Origin of the sequence: Paraburkholderia sediminicola, assembly GCF_046030555.1 — a bacterium.
Lineage (GTDB): Bacteria > Pseudomonadota > Gammaproteobacteria > Burkholderiales > Burkholderiaceae > Paraburkholderia > Paraburkholderia sediminicola_E.
The window spans coordinates 578,027-591,170 of record NZ_JAQQCH010000001.1; the positions used below are offsets into that span (position 1 = coordinate 578,027).

A 13,144-nucleotide genomic window follows, 5' to 3' on the forward strand; every position below is an offset into this window, starting at 1 on the left:
CGCAAAAGCCGTGAACGCAAACGCTGTGAACACAAAACCCGTGAATGCAGAAGCCGTTGAACGCATGAGCGCACGGCGCTTCTTCGGCAGGAGATCGCAATGTCGACCACGGTGAGCCCTTCCGCTTCGCCGGTCTCAAACGGCAACGCGGGTCGCGTCGTGCGTTTTCTGGCGACGCGGATCGGTTTGTCGTTGATTACGCTGTGGCTGCTCTCGGTGATCGTGTTCGCGGGCGGACAGTTGCTGCCTGGCGATATCGGCCGCGCGGTACTCGGGCCGCTCGCCGATGCGCGCGCGGTCGCCGCGCTCAATCATCAACTCGGCGCGGACCGGCCGCTCATGACGCAATACGTCGAGTGGATTTCGCATTTCGTGCGCGGCGACATGGGGCTCTCCTATGCGTACCGTGAACCGGTCGGGCCGTTTATCGCGGAAGCGTTGGCGCATTCGGCCAAACTCGGCCTGCTCGCGTTTATCGTCGTCGTGCCGCTCGGCATTGCGGGCGGTGTGTGGTCGGCCATGCACGCGGGACGCTGGCTAGATCGGACCATCAGCATCGCCGGCCTGTCGGCGACCGTCGTGCCGGAGTTCGTCTCGTCGATCGTGCTGATTCTGGTGTTCGGCGTGTGGCTCAGGTGGCTGCCGATCGAAGCCTCGTATCCGCCCGAAGCGAGCGCACTCGAACAGTTGCGGCATCTGATTCTGCCGGTGCTGCCATTGGTACTGGTGTTTTTCGGCTATATCGCGCGGATGGCGCGCGCGGGCACCGTTGAAGCGCTCGATGCCGACTACACCCGCACTGCGATCCTCAAAGGCTTGCCGCGCCGCACCGTGATCTGGCGACACGTATTGCGCAATGCGCTGTTGCCGACCATCACCGTCGCCGCGACGCAGCTCGGCTACATGATCGGCGGTCTCGTGGTGGTCGAGACGCTGTTCCACTATCAAGGTATCGGCTCGTTGATCTACAACGCCGCCAAGGCCAAGGATTTTCCGATGCTCGAAGCGGGTGTGCTGACGATCGGCGTGGTCTACACCGTCGCCAATCTCGTCGCCGATGCGCTGCATGTCCTGCTCAATCCGCGGCTGCGGGTGAGGAGCGCCGAATGAGCACCATCGTTCCGCCGACCGCGCCGCCCGCTCCACGCCGGGCTGCTGAACCACGCTTCGACCAGTTGCGTGTGCTGCTGCGCTCGCCCACGTTTGTGGTCGGCGTGTTGATCGTTGGATGGTGGATCGTCTGCGCAATCGCCGGGCCATGGATCGTGCGGATCGACCCGTACGCATCCGATCCGCTCAACTCGCTCATGCCGCCCGACAGCACCCATTGGTTCGGCACCGATCAGCTTGGCCGTGACGTGTTCTCCCGGGTCATCGTCGGCGCGCGCGACATTCTGACCATTGCGCCTTTGGCGACCCTGCTCGGCACGCTCGCGGGTACGACGCTGGGATTGATCGTCGGCTACTTCGAAGGCTGGGTCGACAACGTAGTGGGCCGCGCGATCGACGCCGTGCTCGCGCTGCCGCTCGTGATCGTCGCGTTGCTCGCGCTGGCCGCGGTCGGTGCATCGAATTTCACCGTGATCCTCGTGATCGGCATCACCTTCACGCCGATCACCGCGCGTACGGTACGCGCCGCCGTGTTTGCAGAACGGCATCTGGACTACGTCGCCGCTGCGCAACTGCGCGGCGAACGCGCCCCGTACATCATGTTCGCGGAGATTCTGCCGAACGTGCTGCCGCCCATCATCGTCGAGGCCACCGTGCGTCTCGGGTATGCCATTTTTGCGGTTGCGACACTGTCTTTTCTCGGCTTCGGCATTCAGCCGCCTTCCGCCGACTGGGGGCTCGCGCTCTCCGAGTCGTACACGCTGATGGCGGGCGGTGCGTGGTGGACTGTTGTGTTCGCGGCCGGCGCCATCGCCTCGCTCGTGGTCGGCGTGAATCTGATCGCCGATAGCGTGCAAGGAGTGCTCGACCGATGAACGGGCCGCCTCCCGCCTCGTTCCCCGCCTTCGACGTATCGAAGAGCGATCGCACGGATGCGCTGACCGTCGTCGGCCTGACGGTGACGTACCGGATGCGTGGACGCGATCGTGAAGTGCTGCAGGACGTCTCGTTTCGCGTGCGGCGGGGCGAAGCGTATGGCCTCGTCGGCGAATCCGGGTGTGGTAAATCGACGGTCGCGATGGCGGCGTTGCGCTATCTGCCGCGCAACGGCAAAGTGAAGGCCGGCAAGATCATCATCGCCGGCCAGGACGTGCAGAAGCTCGACGCCGACGCGCTGCGCACGATGCGCGCGAACGCGATTTCGATGGTCTATCAGGATCCGGGGCGGGCGTTAAATCCGTCGCTAACGATCGCGCGGCAAGTCACGGAAGCATTCGAAGCAGCCGGTGTCTCGCGTGACGAAGCGACGCAGCGCACGATCGAGATACTGCAACGTGTGCGCATCGCCTCGCCCGAACGCGTGATGGACAGCTACCCGCATCAATTGTCGGGCGGCATGCAGCAGCGCGTGGTGATCGCGATGGCGCTTGCCTCGAACCCGGCCTTGCTGATTCTCGACGAGCCGACCACCGGGCTCGATGCCACCGTCGAAGCCGAAGTCCTCGATCTCGTGGCGCAACTGCGCGAAGAGCTCGGCACGGCCGTGCTGTTCATCAGCCACAACCTCGCGGTGATCGGGCGAATGTGCGAGCGCGTCGGCGTGCTGTATGCAGGCAAGCTGGTCGAGGAAGGCGCAACCCAGGACGTGTTCGCGCGGCCACGTCATCCCTATACGGTTGGATTGCTGCGCTGCCTGCCAAGCGCGGGACGCAGCAAGGACACCGAGCGGCTCGATACCATCGCGGGCCATCTGCCCTTGCCGGGCTCGGTCACACAGGGCTGCATTTACGCGGACCGTTGCCGCCTCGCCGACGATCGCTGCCACCGTGAAGCACCGCCGCCGTATCGCGTGAGCGCCGCGCATGGCGATCAAATGTCGCGCTGCCATTATCACGAACGCGCCATCGACCTGCCGCGTGCGGCCGCGGAAATATTGCCCCAGCATGAGGACGTGGCGCGTAACGGCGAGCGTCCTGCTCTCGTGCTGCGCGCGGAAAAACTCTCGAAGACATTCCATGTTTCCGGGGCTCCGCTGCGCGCAGTCGACGACGTTTCGATCGATCTCGCGAGTGGCGAAACGCTCGGCCTTGTCGGCGAATCCGGCAGCGGCAAGACGACGCTCGCGAAACTGATGCTCGGCCTGCTCACACCGGACGCGGGCAGTGTGCTCGAACTCGACGGCACGCCACTCGCCGCGCGCGTCACGCGGCGCAACGACGAGCAGGTCAAGTCGCTGCAGATCGTGTTCCAGAATCCGGACTCGGCGCTCAATCGCGCGCATTCGGTGAAGCGGCTGATCGGCCGTGCGCTGTCGCGTCTCACCGCGCTGCGTGGCGCCGCCATCGACGAACGGCTCGCCGCCTTGACGGCGGCGGTGCGCTTGCCCGAGCGCTATCTCGGCTCGCGCACGCGTCAATTGTCCGGCGGACTCAAGCAGCGCGTGGCGATCGCGCGCGCGTTTGCCGGTGAGCCGCGCGTGGTGGTCTGCGACGAACCCACGTCCGCGCTCGACGTCTCCGTGCAGGCCGCGATCCTCAATCTGCTCGCCGATCTGCAGCGCGAACGCGGCGTGAGCTACGTGTTTATCTCGCACGATCTGCACGTAGTGCGCTATCTGTCGGACCGCATCGCCGTGCTGTACCTCGGCCGGCTGCTGGAGATCGGACCGGCAGCCGCGGTCTTCGGCGGACCGCACCATCCCTACACCGAAGCGCTTCTGTCTTCGGTGCCGACGCTCGATGCCCACGACAGCAAGGCCCGCATACGGCTGTCCGGCGATCTGCCGAGCGCGGCATCACCGCCGTCCGGCTGCGTGTTCCATACACGCTGCCCGCGCAAGCTCGGCGCAATCTGCGAGCAGCAAGATCCACCCTTCCTCGAAGCCGGCGGTGGCGATCCTGCCCGGCCGTCCACGCATCGCATCCGCTGCCATATTCCCGTCGACGAACTGCGCGCGCTGCAAGCCGCCTCGCACGATAACGGCGGCGACGCCTCCCGTAACGGCTCGGAAAGCGCGCCGGAAAACGCCGCGCGTAACGAATAACGCGCAATAACGCGGCTTTCCGGCCACGCGTTTCATCGCCGAAACGTTTTTGCGCGTTTTTGCCTCCCGGGCATCGCACACCCCTATTCGACGCCTGTCACCGCAAGGCTTTGCGGGCAATGGCATGGATATCGCTAAGTACTGTCCAGACACTCCAGGCCAAAGAGATCGGGAAAGAGAATCGGAAGCGCCGCTTGTGCGAATCGCCGTAGCAAGAAGCGATACGTTACGAAGCGCGCCGGACGGTATCTGCTGAAGCGCACGTAGGCGTTTGTCAGCGCACCGGCTACGGAACCCGGAAGACATTGATGGTGCTTGACTTGCATCCGCAAAACAGACTCGGGGGGCGACGAGGCCCGCGTTCAGACAGGCCCGCCGCCAGCGAATCAGTGTGAGAGATGGCGACAGCGAGGCGTCGGCGTTCTCTCGGGAGAGACGTGATGAAAACCAGAAGATTCAATCAGTACTACTTCGGGGTTATACGGAATGCGGCAGCGGTAGCAGGCGTGATTTTGCTGGTGACCCAGGTCGCGTACCCGGCATCAACCGATGTGATCCCCAAGTGGATCGTGCTTGCCGATGCGCCATTGCCCGCAAGCGGCGCGCATGGCGCGACGCAAGGCGCGCAGGACGACGGTTCGGCAACAGGTGCGGCGGCCACAGGCACAGCGTCGGGCGAACCGACCGCTGCCGACGACGCGGCCCTGGTGTTCCAGCCGCACGATTGCACCAACAGCATTGTCGGGGGCTGCGCACGGCATGGCGGTGGCAGCGGCGCCAACGGCGCGGGCAGCAGTGCCGCGGGTTCGGGCGGCAATGGTGCCGGTGGAGCTGGCGCCTCGGGCAACGGCGGTGGCAATGGCAATGGCAATGGTGGCGGTAGCAGTGGCGGTGGAAGCAGTGGAAGCAGTGGAAGCAGTGGCAGTAGTGGAAGCAGCGGCAGTAGTGGCAGCAGCGGAAGCAGTGGAAGCAGTGGAAGCAGCGGCAGTAGTGGAAGCAGCGGAAGTAGTGGAAGCAGCGGAAGTAGTGGAAGCAGCGGAAGTAGCGGCAGTAGTGGAAGCAGCGGCAGCAGTGGGAGCAGTGGGAGCAGTGGGAGCAGTGGGAGCAGTGGGAGCAGCGGCAGCAGTGGCAGCAGCGGAAGCAGCGGAAGCAGCGGAAGCAGCGGAAGCAGTGGCAGCAGTGGCAGCAGTGGAAGCAGTGGAAGCAGCGGCAGTAGCGGAAGCAGCGGCAGTAGTGGAAGCAGCGGCAGCAGCGGGAGCAGCGGGAGCAGCGGCTGCGGTTGCGGTAGCTCGAGCGGCGGCCCTGGCAGTGGAAAAGGAGGCGGCCCTGGTAGCGGCGGTGGCTTTGGCGGTGGTTTTGGTGGAGGCTTCGGTGGCGGGTTCGGCGGCGGCTTTGGCGGAGGCTTCGGCGGCGGTCACGGAGGCAAGGGTAGCGGCGGTAACGGTGGTAATGGCAATGGCGGAGGGAATGGGCACTAGCAGTCGCCTGCTTCCCGGGTAGGGGGCCCCCGCGCCCTACCCGTCGCTAACGACATACTCCTGTATCCCGTTCGCAGTCCGCCGGCATCGGCGGTGATGTCTCGATCCCCCGGTCGAGCGTCACCGCCCGAGGCCGGCCGGTGTAGTCAGCACCCGCAGGCGGTCCGGCAAAACGGCCCGCACCGCCGCGAACCGCTGACAAGCGGCTCTTGCACGCCTTTAAAAGCAGAATAATCGATTGCGTGTGTGTCACCGGAACCAAACCGAAGCGATTGCCTCATATCAGATTCAACGTTCGATATGAGGGCATCACAATATGCAACGAAACGTCCCCCACGCCATGGCGCGCACGGCCGCTGGTCTGCTGATGGTCACCGCGCTGGGCCTCGCATCGCTCGCTCATGCGCAAACCCCGGCGCAAACATCGGCTACGTCGGCCCAGCCGGAGCAACAGACCCTGTCGCAAGCCGCCCCGCCGGTCGATCCCACCTTTTCGGCCTATTCACTCGCGCAAACCTGCAAACGGAAAAACGACAACGTCGCGCAAGGTCAATGCGTCGGCGCGATCCGCGGCATCATCCACGGCTATCAGTACGGTGTGCTGTTCCTCGGTCAGCGCGCGTCGCTGCCGCCCAACGAAACGCAACGGGTCTCGCTGTGTTTGCGCAATACGCAGGTGTCGTCGATCGTCGACGAATTCGTCGCCGACGCCGCTCAGGTCAGCGAAGATTCGCTCAAGCACACGCCCGCTGAAGTCGCCGTTCTGGGTTCCGTGCACATGCACCACGGTTGCAATTAATCATGCCGAAGCAGCGAGCCGCCGCCGCGTAGGTACGCCGACCGCACCGCCGGCTGCCATTCGCTAACTGCCGCCACGCCGTTCACAGCATTTCGAGTGGCCGCTTGCTGCGTGGCGGTTTGAAATAAGTATCGATGGCAGCAAGCTCACGAGTGCCGAGCTCCAGTTGCGATGCCCGATGGTTGTCGCGCACATGCTCGACGCGGCCCGCCTTCGGAATCGCGAACACGCCGGGCCTTTGCAACACCCACGCCAGCGCCACCTGAAACACCGAAATGCCGCGCGCGTCGGCGATGTCGTCGAGCGGTGAGCGCTTCGGCAGACGCGCGTGATCGACCGGGCTGTATGCCATCGCCGGCATCTTGCGCGCGGCGAGCCACGGCAGCAGGTCGAATTCCGCACCACGGCGTGCGACGTTGTAGAGAATCTGATTGGTCGCGCATGCCTCGCCACCCGGCGTGGCAACGAGTTCTTCCATATCGTCGGTATCGAAGTTGCTGACACCCCAGTGGCGAATCTTGCCCGCGCTGCGTAATGCCTCGAACGCCTCGACGGTTTCCGCGAGCGGCACCGAACCGCGCCAGTGCAGCAGATACAGATCGAGCCGATCCGTTTTCAGGCGCTTGAGGCTCTGCTCGCAAGCCGCGATCACGCCGCGCCGGCTAGCGTTATGCGGATAGACCTTGCTGACGAGAAAGACCTGATCGCGCAGCCCCGCCAGCGCCTCACCCACGAGCGATTCAGTGGCGCCGTCGCCGTACATTTCCGCCGTGTCGATCAGCGTCATGCCCAGTTCGATGCCGCAGCGCAGCGCGGCGATTTCCGAACCGCGGCGCGCCGGCTGTTCGCCCATCTCCCAGGTGCCCTGCCCCAGTTTCGGAATGCGCTCGCCATCGGGCAGGCTCACGCTTGCGATATCGGTCGTCATGCTTTGTCCTCGAAGTGGCTAAACGGATTGAAACGCACGTCTGACCATGCGCATACGTCGATGTGGCGGCGCAGGCTACGGAAATCATAGGGACGAGTTTAGCGGTTGCACAGGCGTCGGATCGGCCATCCGGCAAAAGCCCGCTATAACGGATCGCGCCGATGTCTTAGAATTGCCGCTTGCCCTTCTTGCGTGAGCCCCATGACCTCTGCCTCGGAAGACCGCTGGCGCGACCTGCGCCCGGACCCGGAAAATGACACGCCGCTATACCTGCAACTCGCTCGCAAGCTCGGCACTGCGATTCACGAAAACCGTTGGAACGCCGGCGAGGCGCTGCCCTCCGAGCGCGTGCTATCCGAAGCGCTCGGCGTATCGCGGATCACCTCGCGCAAAGCCATTGCCCTACTGGTCGAACAGGGATTGATCCGCCGCACCCAGGGCGCGGGCAGCTTCATCACGCCGCGCTATGAAGATCCGCTGTCGCGTCTGTCGAGTTTCAGTGAAATGTTGCGGCGACGCGGTTTTACGCCGAGTTCGAAATGGCTGTCGCGAGAAATTTCGCCGGCTAACCGCGATGAGGTGATTCAACTGGGCTTGTCGCCGGCGGCCGCCGTGACCAGGCTGCGGCGCCTGCGCCTTGCCGACGGCATCGTGATGGCCGTGGAGAACTCCACCTTCCCTGCCGCGGTGATTCCCGATCCTCAGGCAATTGGCGATTCGTTGTACACGTACCTGGAACATCGCGGACTGACGATTGTGCGCGCGCTGCAGCATTTTCGCGCGGTGAACGCGAATGACGAGATCGCGCAGCAGATGAGCATTGCCCGGAACGACGCGCTGTTGCTGATCACTCGCGTCGGGTATACGGCGGATCAGCGGGCGATCGAGCTGACCGATACCTACTGCCGGAACGATTACTATGATTTTGTGGCGGAGTTGAGAAAGTAGTTTTCTATCCGCGCGGCACTTTCCGCCGCGCCGGCATCTGTACCCGCGACCAGGCGCGGGACGCAAGCAACCAGACGCCCGGCGGGCAATCAATCTTCAGTTCCACTTCGCCTCGTGTGCCCCGATCCGGGCCGGCGGCAAAGCAAAATAAGCAGGCGTCTCATCCAGACGCTCAGCCGGCAGAACGCCGAGAACACGCCCGAACTCGGATTGAACAGTCGTCAGGCAATCCTGCACGTCGTCAATGGAAACATCGGGCGCCTTCCAGCCGTCGGGAAGCAATCCAAACGACTGCAACCACCGCCCGGTCTGCGCAAGTGACACCTTCACGTGCCAGCTCCCACCTTCGGTGGCCCGCCGCGCCAATGCGGCCATCGCGCCGAAAGCGGCCAGATACCCCGTGGCGTGATCCAGCGCCTGACAAGGTAAATGCTTCGGCTCATCCCATCCCGCTGCCTCGCGCTCGGTAAAAGCAATCCCACTCGCGGACTGCACCAGGCTATCGAAGCCGCGCCGCCCGGCCCAAGGTCCCGTGTGCCCATAAGCACAAACCGAGACATAGACGATCCCCGGCCGCACCTGCGCCAGTTCCTCGGGACCAAACCCACGTGCGGTCAGCGCCCCCGGCCGATACGCCTGCAAAAACACATCAGCGCCACGGACAAGGTCATTTAACGTTTCGCGCCCACTGGCATCGCGCAAATCGACAACCGCCGAGCGTTTGCCGCGCCCGTTGTCGATCACCAGCGGTGCGATGTTCGGCAAATGCGGACCGTTGATCATCAGCACCTCGGCGCCGTGCTGCGCGAGCGCGCGGCCCGCCACCGGCCCGGCGATGATGCGCGACAGATCCAGCACCCGCACGCCTGCCAGCGGCCGCTCCGCGCCGCCACGCCGTGGCGGCTCAACCGGCGCGTCGCCGATGCGCTCGATCTCGAACAGCGGCAGCGCCGCAATCGCCTTCGCCTGATCGAGCGCGGCCCACTCGTCGGGCGTGCGAATCAAGGCGGCGCAGAGGCCAGCGTCGGCGAGCGTCTGATCAAGCGCGTCGCCATCCCAGCCGCGAATCGCCTCGGCCACCGCTGCGCGATCGTTCGCGCAGCCAAGCACCTTCAGCACCCCTTCGAGATGATGCGGAAAGTTCGTGTGCAGTTGAATCCAGCGGTCGTCGCGCGTCGCGTAGAAACCCATCACCGGATCGCGCAAGGCAGGCGGCGGACCCTCGTCGATACGCAGGTAGCGCTCGCTGCGAAATGAGGCCAGCGCGCGCCGCATCTCCACGGTGACGTGTTGCCGGTGCCCCGTGCGGAAGCGCTGGTATTCGGCAGCCGCAAGGCCAGTCGCGGCGATGGTCGCCGAGGCCAACGCGCCGACCCGGTAGACCGACGGCAAGCCCGGATCGGTGCCCGCCAGCGACACGGACCTTAGTGCAGTCGGGTCGCATTCCGCGATTGTCCAGATATGTTTGAGAGCGAGTTCAGGCGTCATGGGGTTCATGTCGTTCATCTCGGAGCGGGAAGAAAGTGAACCGAGTCTAGAATTTCGCCTTGCCGCAATCAATCTTGATTATGATAATCAATATATATTGATTTCTTCGGTTTCTACGCGTTTCCATGCAACCCTCCTCCACTTCCCTGACCGCCGCCGAAGCCGCTGCCGCGCTCGGCATCAGCCTGCCCACACTGTATGCGTATGTCAGCCGCGGCATGCTGAGCTCGTCGCCGGATGGGCAAGGCAAGCATCGCCTCTACGACGCCGGCGAAGTGCGGCGGCTCGCGCGGCGCAAGGAAGACGGCAAGCGTGCCGGCAAGGTCGCGCAGAAGGTGCTGGACTGGGGCGTGCCGGTGCTCGAATCGTCGATCACGCTGGTGGCCGATGGCCACTTGCTGTATCGCGGGCATGACGCCATGGAGCTGGCGCGTACAGCATCACTGGAAGATGTCGCGGCGTTGTTGTGGGAATGCAGTACGAGGCGTATTGCCGATGCCCCGGCAGTCCCGTTCGCCGCCGCTCAGTGGGCGGCATGGCTCAAGCTCTGGAGCGACAGCACACCGCTCGACCGCGCGCTCGTGCTGCTGCCCGCCGCCGCGGCGCAAATGCCGCGGGTGTGGGCGCTCGGTCGCGATGCCCAACTCGATACCGCCTGCGCCGTCATGCGGCTGTTGGCCGCCGCGATGATCTCGGCGGCGCCGTCGAACGAACCGCTGCACAAGCAGTTGGCTTCAGCGTGGAATGTGCGCAACCGCCAGCAGGCAGGGCTGCTGCGCGCGGCGCTGGTGGCATGCGCGGATCATGAACTGAATGCATCGACCTTCACGGTTCGCTGTATTACATCGACGGGGACGCACCTGTTCGGCGCAGTGGCGGGTGGTCTGGCCGCGTTGGCCGGGCCGCGACACGGTGGCGAGACGGTGCGGATCACCGCGCTCCTTGATGACGCGACGCGCGCCCCCGATCTCGATCGCTATCTGGCGAACCGGCTCGCGCGCCATGAACACGGCGTACATGGCCCGGTGCTGTCGGGCTTCGGCCATCCGCTATATCCGGAAGGCGACCCGCGCGCGCGTCTGTTGCTTGAAATGCTCACCGACTGCGCGCCGGCCCGCTCACCGCTAGGCGAAGTGCAAGCGCTCGCGCGCGCGGTGCGCGACACGACCGGTGCGGAGCCAAACGTCGACTTTGCGCTCGTAGCCATCGAACGGGCACTTGGCTTGCCGGGCGGCGCCGCATTCATGCTGTTCGCGGTCGGCCGGGTGGTCGGCTGGATCGCCCACGCAATGGAACAGACGCGCGACGGCCGGTTGATCCGGCCACGCGCGCGCTATATCGGGGAGTATGAGGCGGATAGGTGAGGTTGGGGCGCGGTTACGCCACACCCAACCAGCGCGGCAGCCAGTTCAACACCGGCAAGCTGCGCAGTGGCCGGGTTGCCGCGCGTTCTGACCCGCTAGCCAGCGCGAAACGCGCACCGGCCTTCCCTGCACTGACCCACGCCACCGTACCGCGCGGCAACTCGGTCGATTGGCCCGTTGCCAGCCAGTGATCCGCGTTGTCGCCTTCGACAGTCAGCCAGATCTCGCCCGAGACCACCTTGAAGATCGACGGACGCGCGACACGCCAGGCCGCCGCAGGCTCGTCATGTTCCATTTCGAAAATCCGGACTTCACGCATCGCTTTTCTCCTTCGAAGAACTTTCCTGTTGTATCGATTATTGACGTGCCATCATCGAACACCCATGCACAGTTCCGAACACTTCCATCGGAACTGTTCAGTCAAAAAACCGGACAGTTGGGGTAAACACGCTCCAGGAAAGCGTGCGCTGCGCACCGTCGAGGCGGTTCGGCGCGCCGGGTCTTCGTTGGAGGAAAGAACCGCATGAAACTCGAAATTCAACTCGATCGGGATAGCACCGTACCGCTTACCGAGCAGATCGTTACAAGCGTCACCGCCTGGATTCGGTCGCGCACGGTTCACCCGGGCGCAAAGCTGCCGTCGATCCGTCAGTTCGCCGCCGACTACGGCGTGAGCCGTTTTCCCGTGATCGAGGCTTATGACCGCCTGGTGTCGCTCGGCTATGTCGACTCGCGCCACGGCTCGGGCTTCTATGTCTCCGACCGTCAGCCGGCCAGCACGCAGTGCCAGGGCACCTCGGACCCGCGCCGCGCCGAGGACGAATCGGGACACCTTCTGCAGCAGTTCAACCACCCGGGCGAGACGCTCAAGCTCTGCAGCGGCTTCATTCCCGACGCGTGGCGCGACCTGGATAGCCTCGCGCAGGCGATCCGCCACGTGTCGCGCACGGACGCTGCAAGCATGGTCGATTACGCGACCCCGCTCGGCAATCTGACTTTGCGCGAACATCTGCAAAGCCGCATCGGCCAGTTGGGCATTAAGGCGGACGCCTCGCAGATTTTGATTACCAACGGCGCAAGCCAGGCGCTCGACCTGCTGATGCGTTACATGCTCAAAGCCGGCGACACGATGTTCGTCGAGGACCCCGGCTACTACAACCTGTACGGTCTGCTGAAACTGCACGGCGTGAAGCTGATCGGCATTCCGCGCACCCGCAACGGTCCCGATCTCGATGTGTTGCAGGCGCAGTTGCAACTGCACAGGCCGAAACTGATGTTCATCAACACGGTGTTCCACAATCCGACCGGCACCACGGTCGCGCCGCCGGTAGCGTTCCGGCTGCTGCAACTGGCGCGCGAACACGGCTTCAAGATCATCGAGGACGACATCTACGCCGACTTCCAGAGTGACGTCACCGACCGTCTCGCGACCCTCGACCAGCTCGAGCACGTGATCTACGTGGGTGGTCTGTCGAAGACGCTGTCGTCGTCGCTGCGCATAGGCTGCGTGGTGGCCAGCCACGCGATCATCAAGGATCTGGTCGACATCAAGATGCTGACGAGCATCGGCGGTTCGCGTTTTGCCGAGGCAGTCGCCGTGTCGCTGCTGGAACGCGGTGCGTACCGCAAATACCTCGAGCGGCTGCGCCGCCGCATGCGCGACGCGCTCGGCTCGACCATCCAGACACTCGAAGACGCCGGCTGGGAGCTGTTCGAAAAACCCGTCGGCGGCAAGTTCGTCTGGGCACGTGTACCGCACGTCGACAACTCCGAACGGTTCGTAGCATGCGCCGCGCCGCTCGGCGTGACGGTCATTCCCGGCAGCTATTTCCGGCCGAACACGGCAGTCAGCCCGTGGATCAGAATTCACGTGGCGTTCGGCAACGAGCCGCGCGCGCAGGCATTTTTTCACGCTGCCGTGGCGTTGCCTGCTTCGGCCAAAGCGGCTTGACCTGTCGTCGCGCCTCGCGCTTATCCACTGCGCCG

General features: G+C 64.5%; 11 protein-coding genes. 8 read left to right on the forward strand and 3 right to left on the reverse strand.

The annotated features are described in order from the left end of the window. Window positions 1–99 precede the first annotated feature (99 nt). The 5 genes from PQQ52_RS02705 (at window position 100) to PQQ52_RS02725 (ending at window position 6,430) form a co-directional block, all read left to right on the forward strand. Window positions 100–1,110 (forward strand): ABC transporter permease, encoded by a 1,011-nt coding sequence (locus PQQ52_RS02705; protein ID WP_408206573.1) that lies wholly within the window; start codon window positions 100–102, stop codon window positions 1,108–1,110. After that, window positions 1,107–1,985 carry an ABC transporter permease gene (locus PQQ52_RS02710; RefSeq protein WP_408206575.1) on the forward strand — a complete coding sequence of 293 codons (879 nt, stop codon included), beginning with the start codon at window positions 1,107–1,109 and terminating at the stop codon, window positions 1,983–1,985. Before PQQ52_RS02705 ends, PQQ52_RS02710 begins: the two co-directional genes overlap by 4 nt. Continuing rightward, window positions 1,982–4,153, forward strand: coding sequence for an ABC transporter ATP-binding protein (locus PQQ52_RS02715; protein ID WP_408206577.1), 2,172 nt, complete (start codon window positions 1,982–1,984; stop codon window positions 4,151–4,153). The genes PQQ52_RS02710 and PQQ52_RS02715 overlap by 4 nt, the downstream gene beginning before the upstream one ends. Before the next feature lie 759 nt (window positions 4,154–4,912). After that, complete coding sequence (locus PQQ52_RS02720; RefSeq protein ID WP_408206579.1) at window positions 4,913–5,653, forward strand: hypothetical protein; 741 nt, start codon at window positions 4,913–4,915, stop codon at window positions 5,651–5,653. A 294-nt stretch (window positions 5,654–5,947) separates the two neighbouring features. Beyond that, window positions 5,948–6,430: a hypothetical protein gene (locus tag PQQ52_RS02725; RefSeq protein ID WP_408206581.1), complete on the forward strand. Its 483-nt coding sequence runs from the start codon at window positions 5,948–5,950 to the stop codon at window positions 6,428–6,430. An 82-nt stretch (window positions 6,431–6,512) separates the two neighbouring features. On the opposite strand, the gene PQQ52_RS02730 is transcribed toward PQQ52_RS02725, so the two are convergent. Continuing rightward, window positions 6,513–7,358: an aldo/keto reductase gene (locus PQQ52_RS02730; RefSeq protein ID WP_408206583.1), complete on the reverse strand. Its 846-nt coding sequence runs from the start codon at window positions 7,356–7,358 to the stop codon at window positions 6,513–6,515. A gap of 201 nt (window positions 7,359–7,559) precedes the next feature. Between PQQ52_RS02730 and PQQ52_RS02735 the strand changes: the two genes are divergently transcribed. Then, window positions 7,560–8,306, forward strand: a complete 747-nt coding sequence (locus tag PQQ52_RS02735) for a GntR family transcriptional regulator (protein WP_408206584.1) — start codon at window positions 7,560–7,562, stop codon at window positions 8,304–8,306. Between the two features lie 96 nt (window positions 8,307–8,402). On the opposite strand, the gene PQQ52_RS02740 is transcribed toward PQQ52_RS02735, so the two are convergent. Next, window positions 8,403–9,794: a CoA transferase gene (locus tag PQQ52_RS02740; RefSeq protein ID WP_408206789.1), complete on the reverse strand. Its 1,392-nt coding sequence runs from the start codon at window positions 9,792–9,794 to the stop codon at window positions 8,403–8,405. 125 nt (window positions 9,795–9,919) lie between these two features. On the opposite strand from PQQ52_RS02740, the gene PQQ52_RS02745 reads away from it, so the two are divergent. Next, complete coding sequence (locus PQQ52_RS02745; protein WP_408206586.1) at window positions 9,920–11,158, forward strand: citrate/2-methylcitrate synthase; 1,239 nt, start codon at window positions 9,920–9,922, stop codon at window positions 11,156–11,158. A gap of 13 nt (window positions 11,159–11,171) precedes the next feature. Here PQQ52_RS02745 and PQQ52_RS02750 read toward each other — a convergent pair whose 3' ends face one another. Beyond that, the gene (locus tag PQQ52_RS02750) at window positions 11,172–11,477 is read right to left on the reverse strand and encodes a DUF2917 domain-containing protein (RefSeq protein ID WP_408206587.1); all 306 of its coding nucleotides are present in this window, start codon (window positions 11,475–11,477) and stop codon (window positions 11,172–11,174) included. 204 nt (window positions 11,478–11,681) lie between these two features. Here PQQ52_RS02750 and PQQ52_RS02755 point away from each other — a divergent pair, with 204 nt between their 5' ends. Further along, window positions 11,682–13,109: an aminotransferase-like domain-containing protein gene (locus PQQ52_RS02755; protein WP_408206588.1), complete on the forward strand. Its 1,428-nt coding sequence runs from the start codon at window positions 11,682–11,684 to the stop codon at window positions 13,107–13,109. Window positions 13,110–13,144: the final 35 nt, after the last annotated feature.